This window comes from Pseudomonas sp. PDM17, assembly GCF_014851985.1.
Classification (GTDB): domain Bacteria; phylum Pseudomonadota; class Gammaproteobacteria; order Pseudomonadales; family Pseudomonadaceae; genus Pseudomonas.
The window spans coordinates 163,801-181,191 of record NZ_JACVAT010000009.1; the positions used below are offsets into that span (position 1 = coordinate 163,801).

General features: G+C 61.7%; 19 protein-coding genes and 1 pseudogene. 10 read left to right on the forward strand and 10 right to left on the reverse strand.

Annotated elements, in window-relative coordinates:
• Position 1: 1 nt before the first annotated feature.
• A complete protein-coding gene (locus IB256_RS27085) occupies positions 2–976 on the reverse strand; it encodes an AraC family transcriptional regulator (RefSeq protein WP_192404708.1) in 975 nt (324 codons plus the stop codon).
• Positions 976–1,509, reverse strand: a complete 534-nt coding sequence (locus IB256_RS27090) for an OsmC family protein (RefSeq protein ID WP_192404709.1) — start codon at positions 1,507–1,509, stop codon at positions 976–978. Before IB256_RS27090 ends, IB256_RS27085 begins: the two co-directional genes overlap by 1 nt.
• A gap of 183 nt (positions 1,510–1,692) precedes the next feature.
• Here IB256_RS27090 and IB256_RS27095 point away from each other — a divergent pair, with 183 nt between their 5' ends.
• Together IB256_RS27095 and IB256_RS27100 are read left to right on the forward strand one after the other, a co-directional pair.
• The gene (locus tag IB256_RS27095) at positions 1,693–1,965 is read left to right on the forward strand and encodes a DUF4242 domain-containing protein (RefSeq protein ID WP_192294956.1); all 273 of its coding nucleotides are present in this window, start codon (positions 1,693–1,695) and stop codon (positions 1,963–1,965) included.
• Positions 1,966–1,994: 29 nt separating this feature from the next.
• Positions 1,995–2,807, forward strand: coding sequence for a class I SAM-dependent methyltransferase (locus tag IB256_RS27100; RefSeq protein ID WP_192294955.1), 813 nt, complete (start codon positions 1,995–1,997; stop codon positions 2,805–2,807).
• Between the two features lie 102 nt (positions 2,808–2,909).
• On the opposite strand, the gene IB256_RS27105 is transcribed toward IB256_RS27100, so the two are convergent.
• Together IB256_RS27105 and IB256_RS27110 are read right to left on the reverse strand one after the other, a co-directional pair.
• Positions 2,910–3,800 (reverse strand): SDR family NAD(P)-dependent oxidoreductase, encoded by an 891-nt coding sequence (locus IB256_RS27105; protein WP_192294954.1) that lies wholly within the window; start codon positions 3,798–3,800, stop codon positions 2,910–2,912.
• A pseudogene (locus tag IB256_RS27110) lies at positions 3,797–5,388 on the reverse strand (flavin-containing monooxygenase). Before IB256_RS27110 ends, IB256_RS27105 begins: the two are co-directional and overlap by 4 nt.
• A 76-nt stretch (positions 5,389–5,464) precedes the next feature.
• Here IB256_RS27110 and IB256_RS27115 point away from each other — a divergent pair.
• From IB256_RS27115 to IB256_RS27150, 8 genes are all read left to right on the forward strand, one after another.
• Positions 5,465–6,160, forward strand: a complete 696-nt coding sequence (locus IB256_RS27115) for a TetR family transcriptional regulator (RefSeq protein ID WP_192294952.1) — start codon at positions 5,465–5,467, stop codon at positions 6,158–6,160.
• A gap of 30 nt (positions 6,161–6,190) precedes the next feature.
• Positions 6,191–6,586: a GFA family protein gene (locus IB256_RS27120; RefSeq protein ID WP_192294951.1), complete on the forward strand. Its 396-nt coding sequence runs from the start codon at positions 6,191–6,193 to the stop codon at positions 6,584–6,586.
• A gap of 945 nt (positions 6,587–7,531) precedes the next feature.
• The gene (locus IB256_RS27125; RefSeq protein ID WP_225601978.1) at positions 7,532–8,176 is read left to right on the forward strand and encodes an iron-containing redox enzyme family protein; all 645 of its coding nucleotides are present in this window, start codon (positions 7,532–7,534) and stop codon (positions 8,174–8,176) included.
• Between the two features lie 50 nt (positions 8,177–8,226).
• Positions 8,227–8,397, forward strand: coding sequence for a rubredoxin (locus IB256_RS27130; RefSeq protein WP_192294950.1), 171 nt, complete (start codon positions 8,227–8,229; stop codon positions 8,395–8,397).
• Position 8,398: 1 nt separating this feature from the next.
• Complete coding sequence (locus IB256_RS27135) at positions 8,399–9,004, forward strand: LysE family translocator (protein WP_192294949.1); 606 nt, start codon at positions 8,399–8,401, stop codon at positions 9,002–9,004.
• Between the two features lie 96 nt (positions 9,005–9,100).
• Positions 9,101–10,009 (forward strand): hypothetical protein, encoded by a 909-nt coding sequence (locus IB256_RS27140; RefSeq protein ID WP_192404711.1) that lies wholly within the window; start codon positions 9,101–9,103, stop codon positions 10,007–10,009.
• A complete protein-coding gene (locus IB256_RS27145) occupies positions 10,002–11,264 on the forward strand; it encodes an ATP-grasp domain-containing protein (RefSeq protein ID WP_192294947.1) in 1,263 nt (420 codons plus the stop codon). Before IB256_RS27140 ends, IB256_RS27145 begins: the two co-directional genes overlap by 8 nt.
• Positions 11,257–11,949, forward strand: coding sequence for a substrate-binding periplasmic protein (locus IB256_RS27150; protein WP_192404712.1), 693 nt, complete (start codon positions 11,257–11,259; stop codon positions 11,947–11,949). Before IB256_RS27145 ends, IB256_RS27150 begins: the two co-directional genes overlap by 8 nt.
• Before the next feature lie 283 nt (positions 11,950–12,232).
• On the opposite strand, the gene IB256_RS27155 is transcribed toward IB256_RS27150, so the two are convergent.
• The 6 genes from IB256_RS27155 to ccoS form a co-directional block, all read right to left on the reverse strand.
• Complete coding sequence (locus IB256_RS27155) at positions 12,233–13,063, reverse strand: metal-dependent hydrolase (RefSeq protein ID WP_192294945.1); 831 nt, start codon at positions 13,061–13,063, stop codon at positions 12,233–12,235.
• A gap of 275 nt (positions 13,064–13,338) precedes the next feature.
• Positions 13,339–13,887, reverse strand: a complete 549-nt coding sequence (locus IB256_RS27160) for an adenine phosphoribosyltransferase (protein ID WP_045209111.1) — start codon at positions 13,885–13,887, stop codon at positions 13,339–13,341.
• Between the two features lie 115 nt (positions 13,888–14,002).
• Complete coding sequence (gene anr, locus IB256_RS27165) at positions 14,003–14,737, reverse strand: transcriptional regulator Anr (RefSeq protein WP_024763934.1); 735 nt, start codon at positions 14,735–14,737, stop codon at positions 14,003–14,005.
• A 258-nt stretch (positions 14,738–14,995) separates the two neighbouring features.
• A complete protein-coding gene (gene hemN / locus IB256_RS27170; protein WP_151187650.1) occupies positions 14,996–16,378 on the reverse strand; it encodes an oxygen-independent coproporphyrinogen III oxidase in 1,383 nt (460 codons plus the stop codon).
• 72 nt (positions 16,379–16,450) lie between these two features.
• Positions 16,451–17,176 (reverse strand): sulfite exporter TauE/SafE family protein, encoded by a 726-nt coding sequence (locus IB256_RS27175; RefSeq protein WP_192294944.1) that lies wholly within the window; start codon positions 17,174–17,176, stop codon positions 16,451–16,453.
• Positions 17,169–17,390, reverse strand: a complete 222-nt coding sequence (gene ccoS, locus IB256_RS27180; protein WP_081518553.1) for a cbb3-type cytochrome oxidase assembly protein CcoS — start codon at positions 17,388–17,390, stop codon at positions 17,169–17,171. Before ccoS ends, IB256_RS27175 begins: the two co-directional genes overlap by 8 nt.
• Position 17,391 lies beyond the last annotated feature (1 nt).

The window sequence follows — 17,391 nt, forward strand, 5'->3', positions numbered from 1 at the left end:
CTTACATCGACGGGCGTGCGCGGGCGGCCTGGCTGCGCCGCCAGGCCGCCGGCGGGCAGCCGTATTCGCGGCGAAAGGCGCGGCTGAAGGCCGTGTCTGTCTGATAGCCGACGTCCTCGGCGATCCGCGCCAGCGGGGCGTTGCTGCCGCGCAGCAGGTTGGCGGCCAGCAGCATTCGCCACTGAGTGAGGTACTGCATTGGCGGGCAGCCCACCAGCCCGAGGAAGCGCTCGGCCAGCACTGAGCGCGAAGTACCGGCGCAGCGCGCCAGTTCCTCCAGGCTCCAGGGATGAGCCGGTGACTTGTGCAGGGCGCCCAGGGCGCTGCCGACTATGCGGTCGTGCAGCCCGGCCAGCCAGCCGCTGCGGTCCTCGCCCTGTTCCTCCATGTACAGGCGCAGCACCTCGATGAACAACACCTCCGCCAGCTTGGCCAGCACGCCGGCACCGCCGGGACGGGGGGAGCGCGCCTCGGCCAGCGCATAGCGCACCGAGGACTCCAGCCAGGCGCCTGCGGCCGAGCCGCGCACGTTGACCTTCACCAATGCCGGCAGCCCGGCGAGCAGCAGCCTCGCCAGCCGTGCGTCGCAGGCGAGGTAACCGCAGACCAGGCGCGTCGTCGCACCGCCGCCGCCATAGGACAACTGACGCGGCCGACGGGCAAGCACTGCGTCCAGTCGCGCTCCCGTGGCGGGTGGGACGCCCGGTTGCGAGGCCATGCGGTGGGCATGGCCCTGAGGGAAGATCACCGCATCGCCGGCTACCAGTCGCACCGGCTCGGCCCTGCCCATTTCGACGAAGCACTCTCCCTCGGTAATGAGGTGGAATATCACCACCTGTTCGGCGCCGGGCTCCAGCAGTTCGACCACCGAATCCGCCCTTGGCGATTGGTAGCACCATGGCGCGGTGAAGCGCGCATTGATGAATATGGCGCCGACCAGCCGGACCACGCGCAGGGTTTCCGACAGCGCGTCCATCAGGGGGCGGCGCTGTCGATGTCCAGGCGCACCGGTACGGCTTCGGCCAGCGCGCTGAGCATCGGGGAGACGCGCATGGCCTGCTCGACCATCTCGCGTACTTCTGCATCCGGGGCGCCCGGTACGCTGATGCTGACCCGCACGTGGATGGCCAGCGGGCCGGCGGGGATGTGCTGGCCATCTTCGCGGGGCAGCCCGAGCAGGCCATGCAGGTCGGTGTCGCTGGTGACTTGCGCCTCCAGCCGCTGTGGCTGCATTCCTCGCTCCGCGGCCAGCATCGCGATGCGTGTAACGGCGCAGGAGGCCAACGCGGCGCGCAGCAGCCAGCCGGGGCTGACACGCTCGCCATCGCCACCCAGTTCCTGCGGCAGGTCGGTATGGATCAGGTTGCCGTCCGGATGGCGCGTCTGCGTCTTGCCGCCGCCTTCCCAGAACGCGGTGGCGGGGACGTCGCGGACCTGGGCGAGGCCCGGCCGCTGGCGCACCAGACGCTCCAGGCGCTGCTGGGCGGCGAGGATGGTTTGCGTGCTCATCGAGGGGCGCCTCCGAGGCGGGGTTCTCAGTCGAAGTCTGGGCGCGAAAGCGAAGCCGTGGCGAGCCGCCGGACGATCGGACAGGCAACACCGACGCTGGAGCAGGACGGCGGTCAGGCCGCAGCGCAGCATGAAGGTGCGGGATGTCGCGGTACCCGCATCAGCCCACCCATGGAGAGTGTCATGCCGAAGTTCGTCATAGAGCGCGAGATCCCCGGCGCCGGAGCCCTGACCGACCGCGATTTCCAGGCTATCGCGCAGAAGTCCTGCAAGGTCTTGAACCAGCTGGGGCCGCAGGTGCAGTGGTTGCACAGCTACGTGGTCGCAGACCGCATCTACTGCCTTTACATCGCCCCCGACGAAGCCGTCGTGCGAGAGCACGCGCGACTGGGCGGCTTCCCGGCCAACCGGATATCGCAGGTCGTCACTACCCTCGATCCGACCACCGCCGAATGAGCGCGCCTTGCCCGTCAGGAGAACCACAAATGACTACCGCTGTAGACCTCAATGCCCTGAAACAACGCCAGATGGCCACCTGGGCCAGTGGCGACTACGCCGTGATCGGCACGACTCTGCAGATCGTCGGTGAACGTCTGGCCGAAGCCTGCGACCTGCTCTGCGATGAGCGGGTGCTGGACGTCGCCGCCGGCAACGGCAACGTCACCCTGGCCGCCGCCCGGCGTGGTTGCCGGGTGATCTCCACTGACTACGTGCCGCGCTTGCTGGAACTGGGCGCCGAACGCGCCCGTGCTGAGCATCTGGCCGTGGAGTTCCGCGAGGCCGATGCCGAGGCGCTGCCATTCGAAGCCGGCAGCTTCGATGCGGTGGTCTCGACCTTCGGTGTGATGTTCACCCCCGACCAGCCGAAAGCCGCGGTGGAATTGGCGCGGGTCTGCCGCTCCGGCGGCCGCATCGGCCTGGCCAACTGGACGCCCGAGGGCTTCATCGGCCAGGTGTTCAAGGTGCTTTCGGGTTACATCCCGCCGGCGGCGGGTGTTCGCCCGCCGTCCGCGTGGGGACGGGAGGAGCATCTGCGCGAGCTGTTCGACGGATCGATCGGCGAGTTGCGTGCGACGCGACAGGTCTTCAACTTCCGCTATCGCTCGGCGGCGCATTTCATCGAGGTCTTCCGCGACTGGTACGGCCCGCTGCATAAGGCTTTCGCCAACCTGCCGGAAGCGGATGGGAAGTTGCTGGAGCGTGATCTGACGCAGCTGCTCGAAGCGAGCAATCGCGCGGGCCCCTCGTCGCTGGTGGTGCCCAGCGAATATCTGGAGGTGGTGCTGACCCGTCGGTGATCGCTGTCCGGCAATGATCCCTGAAAAAAACGGCGCCCATCCGGGGGTAAGGGGGATGGGCGCCGGCCCGACAGGGAAAAAGGGACTCTTGGGAATGACGGGTTACTTGGCCTCGTAGCCCTCGGCGTCGGACTTGCGCTTGGGCTTGGGAGCGAAGCGCTTGGCCAGCTTCATGCTGCCGGTGACCACTTTCTGGTACCAGACCGGCAGCAGGCGCAGCATCACGTCGATGGCGTGGGCATCCGGGCCGATCAGGATGCGCCGCGAATCGCGCTCCACGCCGCGGATGATCACCTGTGCGGCTTTCTGCGGGGTGGTGCGCAGCAACTGGTCGTTGAACTGGGTGCGCGCTGCTTCCGCGTTCTGCCCGGTGACCTTGACCATGCTGTCGTTCATGCGCGCGGTCTTGGCGATGTTGGTCTTGATCCCGCCGGGGTGCACGCAACTGGCGGAGACACCGCCGCGCTCCATGTCCAGCTCCTGGCGCAGTGACTCGGTGAAGCCGCGCACGGCGAACTTGGTGGCGTTGTAGGCGCTCATGCCCGGCTGGGAGAACAGGCCGAACACGCTGGAGACGTTGACGATGTGGCCGTCACCGGAAGCCTTCAGGTGCGGCAGGAAGGCCTTGGTGCCGTAGACCACGCCCCAGAAGTTGATGTTGGTGATCCACTCGTACTCTTCATAGTCGCTGGCTTCCACGGTACCGGCATGGGCGACGCCGGCGTTGTTGAACACCAGGTTGACCTTGCCGTGCTCGCGGGCGGCCTTGTCGGCCCAGGCGTGCACCTGCTCGCGGTCGGCGACGTTCACCGTGTCGATGGACACCCGCACGCCGGAGGAGGAGAGCAGTTGGCGGGTTTCCTCCAGGCCTGCGGCATTCACGTCCGCCAGGGCCAGGTGGCAACCACGGGAGGCCAGTTCCACGGCCAGGGCGCGGCCGATGCCGGAGCCTGCGCCGGTGATGGCGGCGACCTTGTTCTCGAAGTTCTTCATGCCGGCACCTCCTCGGCGTGGCGTTGCGGTTGGACGACAGGGCTGCTCAGGGGTTTGGCCTTCAGATGATAGGCGCCGGGATCGAACTGGCTGGTCAGGGCGCGGAAGCGCCAGGTGAAGCCCGGCCACAGGGTGCAGTTGCGCCCGCTCACCGGGTGCAGGTACCAGCTCTTGCAGCCGCCGGTGTTCCATACGCTGTGGTTGAGGCCACGCTGCAGCTTCTCGTTCCAGCGCTCTTGCACCTCCTGCTTCACTTCGACGCTCTGCAGCTCGCGGCGATCCATCAGTTTGATGGCGCCCAGCACGTAGGCGATCTGCGACTCGATCATGTAGACCATCGAGTTGTGGCCCAGGCCAGTGTTCGGGCCCATGAGGAAGAACAGGTTGGGGAAGCCGCGGGTCATGGTGCCCTTGTAGGCTTCCGGGCCGTTCTTCCAGGTGTCGAGCAGGTCCACGCCGTCCCGGCCGAACACCACGCCGCGCGGGATCGGGTCGTTAGCGGTGAAGCCGGTGCCGAAGATGATCGCGTCCACCTGACGCTCGCGGCCATCGCTGGTGATGATGCTGCCGGCCTTGATCTCGCGGATGCCGTCGACGATCACCGAGGAGTTGGAGGCCGCCAGCGCCGGGTAGTAGTTGTGCGACATGAGCACGCGCTTGCAGCCGATGGTGTAGTCCGGGGTCAGCTTGCGGCGAAGGTCCGGGTCCTTGACCTGCTGGCGGATGAAGCGCTCGGCCAGTTTGCCCACCAGCTTCATTGCCCAGGGTGCGAAGGTGAAACCCAGTACACGGCCTTCGAGCATGCTGTAGAGCGCGCCGCGCCAGAGTTTCTGCACGGCGGGGAAGTGGCGGAAGCGTGCGCGCTCCTTGTCGCTGATGGCGCGGTCCGGCTTGGGCAGGATCCACGGCGCGGTGCGCTGGTAGAGGTCGAGCTTGGCCACCAGCGGCTGGATTTCCGGGACGAACTGGATGGCTGAGGCGCCGGTACCGATCACCGCGACGCGCTTGCCCTTGAGGTCGTAGTCATGGTCCCACTGTTGGGAGTGGAAGGCCTTGCCCTGGAAGTTCTCCAGGCCCTTGAGCGCGGGGATCGCGGGGATCGACAGCGCGCCCATGCCGGAGACTACCGCCTTGGCGGTGTAGTGGTTGCCGGCGGCGTCGAACAGGTGCCAGAGCTGCTGTTCCTCGTTCCACTCGAAGCGCGCCATCTCGGTGTTGAGCAGCGTCTTGTCTTCCAGGCGGTACTTCGCCCAGCACTTCTCCAGGTACGCGCGGATTTCCGGCTGGCGGGCGAACATGCGCGTCCAGTCCGGGTTCGGCTCGAAGGAGAAGGAGTAGACGTGGGATTGCACGTCGCAGGCGCAGCCCGGGTAGTTGTTGACCCGCCAGGTGCCACCGACGCCGGCATCCTTTTCGAACAGCAGAAAGTCATTCTCGCCTTCCTGCTTCAGGCGTATCGCCATGCCCAGCCCGGAAAACCCGGTGCCGATGATGGCGACCTTGCAGTGTCTGGGGGCAGTCTTTGGTTGGGTACTCACAACCGTACTCATGGCCACGCTCCTGTTATGATTATTGCTGGCGTATACAACTGTCTACGTGGTGAAATGTAGACACCTGTATACTGCGGGAACAACCAACCTTAGGTGGGGTCGGGCGCCAGACACATGGAAATCGGACAGGAAGAACGGCCAGTGGAGGCCGCCGGCAAGCGCGCGCTGATCGATGCGGCGCTGCGCCTGGCGGCCAGCCGGCGCAGCCTCAGCAGTCTCGGGCTGCGCGAGCTGGCGCGCGAAGCGGGGCTGAACCCGAATACCTTCTACCGGCACTTCGGTGACGTGGATGATCTGGGCCTGGCGATCATTCGCGACATCGCCACCCAACTGCGCCAGCCGCTGCGCGATCTGCGCCGCGAGGCCGCCGAGCGCGCGCAACCGGGGGAGGGCACGGCCAGCGTGCCTTTCGGCCTGGACCTGGAGCGTGGCCAGCGGGTGACGCGGGAGACTGTGCGGCTGTTCTTCGACTTCGTGGAAGGCAACCCGCAGGCCTTCATCATTGGTGTGCGCGAGCTGCATGGGCCGTCGCCGGTGCTGCGCGAGGCGTTGGCGCGAGTGATGGACGAGTTCGGTGAGGACATGGCCGAGGACATCCGCCAGTTCCACTTGTTGCCGGACATCGACGAGAACGAGTTGAACCAGCTCTCGCGGCTGATCAGCCGGCAATTGTTCCAGCAATCGCTGGACTATCTCGAGCGCCCGCCGGAGCAGCGCGGGGAAGTCTGCGCCCTGGCCGAACGACAAATCCTGTTGCTCTTCACCGGCGTCGCGGTGCTGCAGACTTTCGGCATGCTCGCTAGGCTGTAAGTCTTCTTGGGTCATAGCGGGAGCGTCAGCATGTTGCCTTTGCCCCTGTTTGGCGGCTGCGCCTGCGGCGCGGTGCGCTACCGGGTGGATGCCGAGCCGGAAGAGACCGGCTACTGCCATTGCCGCATCTGCCAGAAGTCCAATGCCGCGCCGGCGGTGCCCTGGGCTGTGATTCCGCTGACGGGCTTCGCGTATACCGCCGGCGAACTGGGAGTGTGGCGCTCAAGCCCGGACGGCGAGCGGCGCTTCTGCGTGAAGTGCGGCACGCCGATGGAGTTCCGCGTGCGCGACGGCGAGACGGTGGGGCTCAACACCGTGACCCTGGACGAGCCGGAGCTGATCGAGCCGCAGTGTCATGTCTGGTGTTCGTCGCAGCTTTCGTGGTTCGACACGGTGGATGATCTGCCGAGGCGCGCTGAGGGCTGACGCCTGGTCATGCGTTGCAGGGGCGAGCTTGCTCGCGAACCTCTCGGCACCGGAGCGGCGTCCGTTCGCGAGCAAGCTTGCTCCTACAGAAACCGTCATTCGGTGCGATGTGCGGAATTGCATTGCACTTGATCATCCGTTTGCATTTGTTCTGACCATTGATTGCACCGGATTTGCTCAGAACCTTTGAAACCATGGTCTGTTGAGAGCGCTCAAGCCTCTGAAAAAACAGGGCCAGTCCTGTTGCTATCCTGCCGGCCGCGGTCATAGCAAAGGCTGTCCATGAGGAGTTCATCCAGGGTGAAAATCTAGACCAAACCAAGCTACTGCCCGACAGCTTGGATAATTAAGTCGCGGATACCAATCCGGCACCGGCATTGTCGGTTAGATGCTCGAACTTTCCGTTTGAAGAGTCGCTAAGCAGAAATTTTCCGGCGACTATTATGGGTCGTTCAAATGATTGGCGCCGATATGTGATCTCATACCTAAGTTGTACTGGTGGCGGTGCTTGGATTGTCAGATGGTTCTTGTTTTCTTGGTTGTTTATAGAGCTCTATTGTGGGACGGTTCTGTAACCCGATTTAGAGAGTTTTTCGCTGATCCTTGGTATCAAGTTGACACCATGTTGACAGGCATTGAAGGGGGATATAGAAACATTCTGCGGCATGTAGTCGGGGCAGAATTATCTGGATGGCCAGGGAGGAGGTATCTCAAGATGCGTCCACGTCATTCAATATTGGCCGCAATTTCAATACATTCATTGAGGTGATAACTTTGGATATTCAACAGGCGTTCACTCTTCGTGAAAATTAAGTCGCACGAGACCACGGTCAAAGCGATACTATTTACACTGAAATTGCATCGGCGGTAGTTCGTCATAATGCCATCAAAGAGCTTGATCGTTTTGGCCAAATTCTGGCCAGTCGACCGCTTGATCATGAAGGCTTGGCAACTTTCTTCGGGACCCTTTGGGCATTTTTCAAAGACGTTCCCTCTGGCATCATCGCGCTGGCCGCTCGCATTACTGACGAACTGCTGGCCGAAGACACGTGGAACGCAACTGCAAAAGCTGCATGCGTGCTCTACGCATCTGTTGACGAGTTCGGACTGCACCAGCATCAGCGACACATGCTGCCTACTCATCACCAAATGTTCCGGGAACTGACCGAACATCTTAGGCTGAGTCATCAAGACCTGCACAATCCAGCTTTTGTCTTGCCGGAAGGGGTCGCCATGGGCGATGCAACACATCGTCTCTATCGTTCTGATCAACTCGGTGAGGCCCTGGGATTCCATCTCGCATCCGAGATGACATCGTCCCGTGAGTTCCAATATTTCTTGGCCGGCTTCCAGAAGTACGCCAAGGAATATGGTCTGAAAGACGAGGATGACCCGGTTCTGGCCTTCTTCGCCGTACACTGCGAAGTTGAACCGATGCATGTATCCACTGGGCGAGACGTCTTGGTGTCGTTCCTGAACCGTGACGAGCGCATCGGCAAGCAGGCATTACGGGGCGCCATGGCATTCATGGATGGCTTCGAACGCATGTTCGCTGCCTTGAATCGTAAGCTGGGTCACAGTATTCAGTGATCGCGCCAAGGGCGCAGGCGTTGCCTGCGCCCTTTAAATGGAGAGTTATCATGGCTAGCAAGGAATATGAGTGCAATTTCTGCCATTACGTCTACTCGGAGGAACAAGGTGAGGAGACGGAAGGGGTAGTTCCAGGGACACAGTGGGAAGACCTTCCTGAAGATTTTAAATGCCCCCACTGCCGAACAAAGAAGAAGAACTTCACTGAACGGACGCTCTGACGTGCTGCCAGCAAGTGCCCTCAAGGCCTTTCTCTTTGGCATTACACTTTCTATTGCCGTAGGGCCTATCGCATTAATAATCATCCGAAACGGCATTCAGCATGGCAGAGTCGTTGCCATAAAGAGTGCGTTAGGGGCGGCGATTGGAGATCTTTTCTTTAGCGTGATTGCGTTTGCCGGCGCAAGCTTGGTAGTGGGATTTCTATCCAGTCATCAAAGGTTCCTGAGCGCAGCTTCCGCGCTAATTTTAATTCTATTCGGACTGCACATGATATGTGGCGAATTCAAGGCCAAGACTGATAGTGGCGTCCCGTCAAAAAACATTGGCTTTACAACTACGTTCATACTAACGATTTCAAATCCATTAACTATTCTGGCTATTTCAGCATTTGCAACTCAAGTTGACGGGCGCACAATAACTTCCCTCGTGATATCGTGTCTTTGTTTGTTTGCGGGGAGCTTATTTATTCAATGCTTGTACGCATTGGGTGGCACCGCATTAAAGCCATTCATCACCAATAATAGCCGCCTAAGAATTCTTGGATTTTTCAGTGGCTTGGGTGTCACGATGTTCGGCTTGGTCGAGGCTGCTTTTTTATGGAAATAGTGCTCCCCTTAATATTTCCGAGATCAGAGATACAGCTTCTTAAATTTCAAAAATTAACATCCATGTACCCTGCTATCGACATCAAGGGAGGGGGCTATGCTCGTTGAACACCGCTCCTTGGCAGTCGGGCTTTGCCTACTGCTCGCGCATAACATGCTCACCGGTTGGCAGGATGTATACCGCGCCGTTGCATTCCGGAAGCTAGACGTATTCTTCCTGACTTTCGTCGCCTTCTTGATTGTCATAGCGACTTTCGAGGTGTGTTTCAGGGGAGGCGGAGGCGAAGCCCGGCTGCGATGGAAGGAGGTCGTCTCGCTGAACCTCTGGACCGCGGGAAGTTGGGGGGCGTTGTTCCTTTCAATCTGGCTCATCCCCCCAGCCCTTGCCGCTGCGATTGCAACCTCCCTCTGTCCGATATTCACTTACTTCGTAAACCGTCGACTGCGCCCGAGTTCGCCGGCTGCCCTCCGCGACATCGCTGTATGCTTGGCTGCACTCGCAATCACTGCATTCTTGTCTTGGGCGACAATCGCCACAGATGCAGGAAAAGGGACGAATGGCCTCGTTCTTTGGGGAATCCTCCTAGCCATGGCAGCGGCTTTCTCGGATGCGTTCATGACCGTGTCCATGAAGGCCTGTTATGACCGGGGGGGTTCTGGTTCCGAACTGCTCGCGCGGAGGTTCTACTTGCTGACAGGCTTGGCGTTCATAGGCGCGCTTGTAAGGGGAGCTTTCTCAGTGTCAGCTGAAGAACTTATGAGCGGAGCCTCTCTCGCGCTTCTCGGTGTCATTCCCGCAACGCTCCTCCTGCAGAGAAGTCTTAAGTACATTGAGCCGGTACTTTTCGAGATTGTGCTCGCCACAGCACCTGCCTTTGTCCTCGCGTTCCAGTTCACGCATTCCGCCCTCACCCCATCTACTCCGGCCATTGTGGGCGTCGTACTGGTCATCGGCCTGTCCCTGGCCCAGATCTATCACTCCTTCTTTGGTGCCCGTCATGCATAGCCTTGGGATCATCGTTGATGCGTACTCAACCGGAAACAAGCTCGCCAGGGAGTTCTCGGCCTACGGAGTCGAATGTTTCCACGTCCAGTCCAGGGACCCTATCCTGGTTTTTGACGCGCCGTCTTTCGTGCCGGAGGACTTCACCAGAAATTTTGTGTACCAGGGAGATGTAGCTAAGCTGGCTGAGGACATCGGGAAGCTCTCGCCTTTGTTTGTGATAGCCGGCTGCGAGTCGGGCGTCCCCCTAGCCGACGCGCTATCGGAAGTCCTCAAGCTGCCTTCGAACGGAACGGCTAAGTCCAGCACCCGACGAGACAAGTTCCTCATGCAGGCAGCCCTAAAGGACGCCGGCGTTGAGCATATTCGGTCGCTGCGAACGGATTCGGCTGCAGAGGCGATCACATGGTGTGATCGGCAGTGCGCATGGCCTTGCGTGGTGAAGCCCCTCGACAGCGCTGGATCTGATGGAGTCACCTTTTGCCATGTGCCAAATGAGGTCCGCGCGGCCTTCGCGTCCCTACTCGGTAGGACAAATGCAATGGGGACAGTCAATACGCTGCTTATCGTGCAGGAAAGATTGGTTGGCGAGCAGTACATAGTCAACACAGTAAGCCTTCAGGGGAGCCACTACGTCTCCGAAGTGTGGAAGGACGTCCGTCTTGAAGTGCCCGGGGCGTGCGCAGTTGGATGCTACGAGGCGCTGCTCAAGTCCGCATCCACAGAATCCACTGTTCTCGGTCGTTATGCCGGCTCCGTCCTTGACGCTCTCGAGATTCAGAACGGCCCTGCCCACTTAGAGATCATGCTTGTCGAAGGACGCGGTCCCGTGCTCATAGAAGTGGGCGCCCGTATGCAGGGATCCATCTGCGACTCCGTGGTTCTTTCAACCCTCGGCCACAGCCATGTGACGCTCACTGCGCTGCGCTATGCGGACCCGAGTGGCTTTGCCAGCTATTCGAATACGCCTTACCAAGCCCGGAAGCCGGTGTTGGCGGCGATGCTTGTGTCCCCCCGAGACCTTCGAGTATCGGACTCTAGGTTCCCGTCAGCGATCAGGGCTCTACCGAGTTACGCAGCGGACCAGGGACTGCCAACGTCTGGGACCTCCATCAAACGGACAATCGACATGGATACCTGCCCGGGAATCGTCTACCTGTCCCACGAGTCGGCCGAAGTGCTCCAAGCAGACTACGTTCGCCTCAGGGAGTTGGAGGTGCAGATGTACGAGGAAGCTGTGGAGGAAGTCGATGTTTAGGATTGGTTGCGATCCCGACAACCCTCCCTACACGAAACTGTCAGCCGGTGTGTGGAGTGGGACTGAGTACGAGTTCATCACCTCATTGCTTTATGAGACCAGGCTGGAATTCGAGATCGTCCCAGTCTCTTGGGGTGACATGTTTGATCAGTTGCGGCTTGGTAAGGTTGCTGCAATCTTCTCGAGCCTCTCGGCAACGGAAGAGCGGCGGCAAGAGTTCCTTTTCAGCGACGCCTATTTCGACTCCCCAGAGACGCTGATGGGATGGGAAGGTGTCAATCTGGAAAGTATCGAACTGGGGCGCTGCTCCTTGGCGGTGCTCGCTGGATCCAACCATGAGCGCTACGCGCGGGCATCCTTCCCAGGAGCGGATATCCGCCTTTTCAGTAACTCAGTCGAGATGCTTAATGCGCTCGAAAGCGCAACTGTCGACACAGTCGTGTCTGAGTTAAATGCGGCCCAACATTGGCTTCATGGCCAAGGCAAACGAGAGAAAATCCGAGTTCTGGGAGAACCGATAATCTGCCCGGAAATATTCGGTAATGGTTCCTCGGCGGCGGTCGGCAGGTCTTTCCCGGAACTGAGAGACTGCATTAATACTGCCCTGCGGGGCACACCTGGCCAGGCATCTGCAGGATTAGGATGCGTAGTAGAGGATGGCCTGGGAGCACAAGTAATCGACTAGTGAACGCCGGGATTATGTGGATTGGCTGTGCCAAGCCGCAGGTCGCAGACTGCAGCGCGAGCCCCGATGCTCCGGCCTGATCAAACAGTTGCACCCAGCGCAGTATTCCAATCGTATGGGGCGTTCTCTGTCGGTCATGGCCACGCTGTGTAATGGTCAGGTCCGATGCAAATGATTGGTCAAGTCAAATGCAATCAGGTGGTCAAGAAAGTGCAATTGCGCTCGATGGGGTTGAATGAAAATCGCCAGGCGTTTGCCTGGCGTTTTCCTTGGTGCGCGACAGTCAGCCGGCGAAATCCAGCGTTTCCTTCCAGCGGGTTTCCAGCGCCTTGGTGTCATGGTCGAAGGGGTGGAAGCCGGGACGGAAATAGTCCAGCCACGGGCGGATCAGGTTGACGAAGTAGCCGCGGCGCGGGTGCAGCAGCACGCCCAGACCGTGTTTCCAGCTGCGCCAGTTGAACAGCTGGCCGTCGCGGCGCAGTAGGTTGATCTGGAAGCCGGCGATGACGCCGAGGAAGATCCCGGTGGTGAGCAGCATCACCGCGGTACGGGTGAAGTAGCCGCCATAGACCTGCTGGTAGACGTCGTAGGCCACCGCCTTGTGCTCGTTCTCCTCGACGGCGTGCCACATCCACAGCTTGTACATCTTGTCCGACTTCATCTGGCTGCTCAGGTCTTCACGCTTGAGCAACTGCTCGGCCATGGTCGCGGTGAAGTGTTCCAGGGCGCAGGTGATCGCCAGCTGGTGCTTCTGGGTGGTGACCTTGCTGATGGATTCGAGCAGCACCTTGATGCGCAGCTCCAGGGTTTCCAGGTCGATGCCGTGCTCGTCGGCGTACTCGTTGTAGGCCGCGTGCTCCTTGGAGTGCATGGCTTCCTGGCCGATGAAGGCGCTGACGTCCTTCTGCAGCTGCGGGTCCTGGATGCGCTCGCGCACGGCGCGCACGCTGTCGACGAAGAACTTCTCGCCATAGGGGAACAGCGAGGACAAGTTGTTCATGAAGTGGGTCATGAAGGGTTGCCCGTCCCACCAGTATTTCGGCGTTTCGCTGAAGCTGAAATCCATGCGGCGGACCGGGAAATTGGCGCGGATCGGCGTGGTGCTGGCGTTCATGACTAACTCCTTCTTGTTGTGCGGGAGGGCGCGCGCGGCAGGGGCGGCGACCCAGGCAAGCCCTGTCGTTAGTTCGCTATGCCACCTCGTAATGTGTCATTAGCTGATGTCATGTTCGGAGTCTTGTCGGACAATCGAAAGGTCATATGTGGCCGTGGCGGGGTCGAATCAGGCCAAGCGGGTCACGACCAGCCATTGGATGGGGCGTCTGAGCGGTGGGGAGGGCGGAAACGAAAACGGGCGCCGAAGCGCCCGTGTTTACCGACAGCGGTCTGTCACTGCTCGTCGAGGGCGAAGGCAGTCAGGCTGTAGGTGGGGATCTGTGCGTCATTGAGCTTGGTCGAACCGCCCAGCTCCGGCAGATCGATGATCGCGGCGGCCTCGAACACGCTGGCGCCCATCCGGCGGACCAGCTGCGCGGCGGCCAGCAGGGTGCCGCCGGTGGCGATCAGGTCATCGAAGATCAGCACGCTGTCGCCTTCGCACAGGCTGTCGGCGTGGACTTCCAGCAGGGCTTCGCCGTACTCGGTCTCGTAGGCCTGGGCCAGCACGTCAGCCGGCAGCTTGCCACGCTTGCGGAACAGCACCAGAGGCTTGTTCAGCTCGTAGGCGATGATCGAACCGATCAGGAAGCCGCGCGCATCCATGGCGCCGATGTGGGTGAAGTCGGCCTCGACATAGCGCTGGATGAAGCTGTCGGCGACAAAGCGCAGGGCTCGCGGCGACTGGAACAGCGGGGTGATGTCGCGGAACATGACGCCGGGCTTGGGAAAGTCGGGAACGGCACGGATCACGGACTTCAGGTCGAGTTGGTTGAGGATCATGCTGGATGTGCACCTGATGCGGTTTTTGCTGAGGCCAAAGTATAACGGGCCCGCCAGTCGGCGAGCCCGTTTTCGATGACCGGAAAGTCAACCAATAGGTCAGCTTTCGTGTCTGTCAGCTTTCCAGCTGGCCGCCGGCCAGTGCGCACAGCTCGATGGAATCGAGGATGTGCACTTCCTTGCCTTCGGCGGCGATCAGGCCGTTCTGCTGGAAGCGGGTGAACACGCGGGAGACGGTTTCCACCGCCAGGCCAAGGTAGTTGCCGATCTCGTTGCGCGACATGGCCAGGCGGAACTGCTGGGCCGAGAAGCCACGGGCGCGGAAGCGCGCGGAGAGGTTCACCAGGAAGGTGGCGATGCGCTCGTCGGCGGTCTTCTTCGATAGCAGCATCATCATCTGCTGGTCGTCGCGGATTTCACGGCTCATCACGCGCAGCAGCTGGCGGCGCAGTTGCGGCAGTTGCTCGGACAGCTCGTCCAGGCGTTCGAAGGGAATCTCGCAGACCGACGTGGTTTCCAGGGCCTGGGCCGATACCGGGTAGCTCTCGGTATCCATGCCGGACAGGCCGACCAGCTCGCTGGGCAGGTGGAAGCCGGTGATCTGCTCCTCGCCGCCGTCGGTGATGCTGAAGGTTTTCAGGGCGCCGGAGCGCACGGCGAAGACAGAGCCGAAGGCATCGCCCTGGCGGAACAGGAACTCGCCCTTCTTCAGCGGGCGTCCGCGCTTGACGATTTCATCGAGGGCGTCCATGTCGCTGTGGTTGAGCGACAGGGGCAGGCAGAGTGGAGCCAGGCTGCAATCCTTGCAGTGCGCCTGGGGCAGGGCGCGCACTTTGATGGTTTCGGCCATGAGTGTTCCTTGAATGGGATGGCACACAAAAACCAAGGGTACCGCAGACCGCAAGTCGCGCGCCAGTTGGCGACCTGTCTGAATCGCTGGTTCCAGCGATGGGGATGAGGGTTTCGTAGGGGTTGGAGCGGTCTCGAATCCTTTCGAAAAGTGCCGGTTCAGGGCTGTTCCTACACCCTGGGGTGAAGGACATATCCTGTAGCAAAGGGTGCGACAGTTGGCCCCGTACCGTCGGTCGTACGGAAGGGAACCCGCGGGTCAGATGACCCGCGAGAAGCGTTGCAGGTTCTGCATCGGCAGGTAGCGGTCGAACAGCATGCACAGCGAGCGCACCAGCAGCCGGCCGGAAGCACTGACATCGATACCGCGTGGGCCGAGGCTGATCAGTCCGTCGCGGGCGAAGCGTTCGAGGTCGTCCCAGATTTCGGCGAAGTAGCCACGGAAATCGATGTTGTAGAGGTCCTCGATGTCCTCGAAGTCCAGCTGGAAATGGCAGATCAGCTGCTGGATCACCGCGCGGCGGATCAGGTCGTCCTTGTTGCAGTGCAGGCCCCGGCGAGTGGCGAGCTGACCCTGGTCGAGGGTGTTCTGGTAGTCGGCGATGTCATTGCTGTTCTGGCAGTAGAGATCGCCGATCTGGCTGATCGAGGAAACCCCGAGGCCCACCAGGTCGCAGTGACCGTGGGTGGTATAGCCCTGGAAGTTGCGTTGCAGGGTGCCGTCTTCCTGGGCCATGGCCAGTTCGTCGTCCGGCAGGGCGAAGTGGTCCATGCCGATGTAGCGATACCCGGCGGCTTCCAGTTGCTCGGTGGTGCGTTGCAGCATCTCCAGTTTCTGTCCGGGGGAGGGCAGGTCCTCGGCCTTGATGCGCCGCTGCGGCGGGAAGCGTTCGGGGAGGTGTGCGTAGTTGAACACGGACAATCGGTTGGGCTGCAGGGCGATGACCTGCTCGACGGTGCGGGCGAAGGTGTCCGGGGTCTGCCGGGGCAGGCCGTAGATCAGGTCGATGTTGATCGAGCGGAATTGCAGCGTGCGCGCCGCGTCGATGATGGCGCGGGTCTCGTCGAGGCTCTGCAGGCGGTTGATCGCCTGCTGCACTTCCAGGTTGAAGTCCTGCACGCCGATGCTGGCGCGGTTGAAGCCCAGCTCGCGGAGCAGGCCCATGGTCGACCAGTCGGCCTCGCGCGGGTCGATCTCGATGCCGTAGTCGCCGAAGTCGCCCTCGACGAAGTGAAAATGGGTGCGCAGTTGCGCCATCAGCTCGCGCAGCTGGCCGGGGCTCAGGAAGGTCGGGGTACCCCCACCGAAATGCAGCTGCTCGACTTGCTGCTGGCGACCCAGGTGACGGCTGACGATCTCGATTTCATGGATGAGACGGGCGAGGTAGGGGGCGCTGCGGCCACGATCCTTGGTGATGACCTTGTTGCAGGCGCAGTAGTAGCAGATGTTCGCGCAGAACGGGACGTGCACGTAGAGCGAGAGCGGGCGCTGCGCCTTCTGGCTATCGCGCAGCGCGTGCAGCAGGTCGAAGGGTCCGACTCCTTCGTGGAACTGCACGGCTGTGGGATAGGAGGTGTAGCGCGGGCCGGCCAGATCGTATCGGCGTATCAGATCTGCGTCCCAGCGAATATTGTCGAGCATGCCGATGTTCCCCGGTGGCGAGCTTTTCCTGCGCAGTCTAGGGAGAGTCCGACAGAGGCCTGTTGACCTGTATCAAGCGGCTTTATGGTGGGGAGCGGCGGCGCTGGCGTGCATGTCGTGGCCCATGATCCAGGCCTGGTGCGGGCCGGGGAGGGTCCACAGGCCAAAGAGGATCACCAGGATACCGCCGGTCATGCGTACGCTGCGTTTGCGCAACAGGGCGGTGATGCGCTCGGCGGCGAGCCCGGTAGCGAGCAGTACCGGCCAGGTGCCCAGGCCGAAGGCGAACATCAGCAGGGCGCTGTCTACCGCCGAGCCCTGGCTGGTGGCCCAGAGCAGGGTGCTGTAGACCAGGCCGCAGGGCAGCCAGCCCCAGAGTGCGCCAAGTAGCAGCGCGCGCGGCAGCGTGGCGACCGGCAGCAGACGGCTGGCAAAGGGCTGTATGTGCTTCCACAGGCCGCGGCCCAGGGCTTCGATGCGGGTCAGGCCGCTCCACCAGCCGGCCAGGTACAGGCCCATGGCGATCAGCAGCAGGCCGGCGATCACCCGCAGCGCCGAGGCGAACGGCGTACGCGCGACGGCCCAGCCGGCGAGGCCGAGCAGAAGGCCGGCACAGGCGTAGCTGAGGATGCGGCCGAGGTTGTAGGCCAGCAGCAGGCGCAGGCGGCGCCCACGCTGCTCTGGCGGAATGGCCATGGTCAGCGCGCCCATCAGGCCGCCGCACATGCCCAGGCAGTGACCGCCGCCGAGCAGGCCGAGGATCAGCGCAGACGCCAGCAGCGGCGCCAGGTCAGGCATCGCGCTTGTCCTGCTTCTGGCTGGCGTGCGCGTCGTCACCCTCGGCTTCGTCGATGCCAGCCTGGTGCCTGGGATCTTCGTCGTCGAACAGGATGCTGTGGGCCGGCCCGTCCAGGTCGTCGTACTGGCCGCTGTTCACCGCCCAGAAGAAGATCGCGATGCAGATGCCGACGATTACCACCGCGACCGGGATCATGATGTAGAGAGCGGGCATT

Bases quoted from the DNA above. Each gene is read 5' to 3' on its own strand.
- IB256_RS27160 (WP_045209111.1), bottom strand. From the start codon at position 13,887: ATGATCCTCAACCAACTCGACCTGAAGTCCGTGATCCGTGCCGTTCCC.
- ccoS (WP_081518553.1), bottom strand. From the start codon at position 17,390: ATGCCCGCTCTCTACATCATGATCCCGGTCGCGGTGGTAATCGTCGGC.
- IB256_RS27095 (WP_192294956.1), top strand. From the start codon at position 1,693: ATGCCGAAGTTCGTCATAGAGCGCGAGATCCCCGGCGCCGGAGCCCTG.
- IB256_RS27175 (WP_192294944.1), bottom strand. From the start codon at position 17,176: ATGCCTGACCTGGCGCCGCTGCTGGCGTCTGCGCTGATCCTCGGCCTG.
- IB256_RS27145 (WP_192294947.1), top strand. From the start codon at position 10,002: ATGCATAGCCTTGGGATCATCGTTGATGCGTACTCAACCGGAAACAAG.
- IB256_RS27090 (WP_192404709.1), bottom strand. From the start codon at position 1,509: ATGAGCACGCAAACCATCCTCGCCGCCCAGCAGCGCCTGGAGCGTCTG.
- hemN (WP_151187650.1), bottom strand. From the start codon at position 16,378: ATGCTCGACAATATTCGCTGGGACGCAGATCTGATACGCCGATACGAT.
- anr (WP_024763934.1), bottom strand. From the start codon at position 14,737: ATGGCCGAAACCATCAAAGTGCGCGCCCTGCCCCAGGCGCACTGCAAG.
- IB256_RS27105 (WP_192294954.1), bottom strand. From the start codon at position 3,800: ATGAAGAACTTCGAGAACAAGGTCGCCGCCATCACCGGCGCAGGCTCC.
- IB256_RS27120 (WP_192294951.1), top strand. From the start codon at position 6,191: ATGTTGCCTTTGCCCCTGTTTGGCGGCTGCGCCTGCGGCGCGGTGCGC.
- IB256_RS27130 (WP_192294950.1), top strand. From the start codon at position 8,227: ATGGCTAGCAAGGAATATGAGTGCAATTTCTGCCATTACGTCTACTCG.
- IB256_RS27100 (WP_192294955.1), top strand. From the start codon at position 1,995: ATGACTACCGCTGTAGACCTCAATGCCCTGAAACAACGCCAGATGGCC.
- IB256_RS27085 (WP_192404708.1), bottom strand. From the start codon at position 976: ATGGACGCGCTGTCGGAAACCCTGCGCGTGGTCCGGCTGGTCGGCGCC.
- IB256_RS27115 (WP_192294952.1), top strand. From the start codon at position 5,465: ATGGAAATCGGACAGGAAGAACGGCCAGTGGAGGCCGCCGGCAAGCGC.
- IB256_RS27155 (WP_192294945.1), bottom strand. From the start codon at position 13,063: ATGAACGCCAGCACCACGCCGATCCGCGCCAATTTCCCGGTCCGCCGC.
- IB256_RS27140 (WP_192404711.1), top strand. From the start codon at position 9,101: ATGCTCGTTGAACACCGCTCCTTGGCAGTCGGGCTTTGCCTACTGCTC.
- IB256_RS27150 (WP_192404712.1), top strand. From the start codon at position 11,257: ATGTTTAGGATTGGTTGCGATCCCGACAACCCTCCCTACACGAAACTG.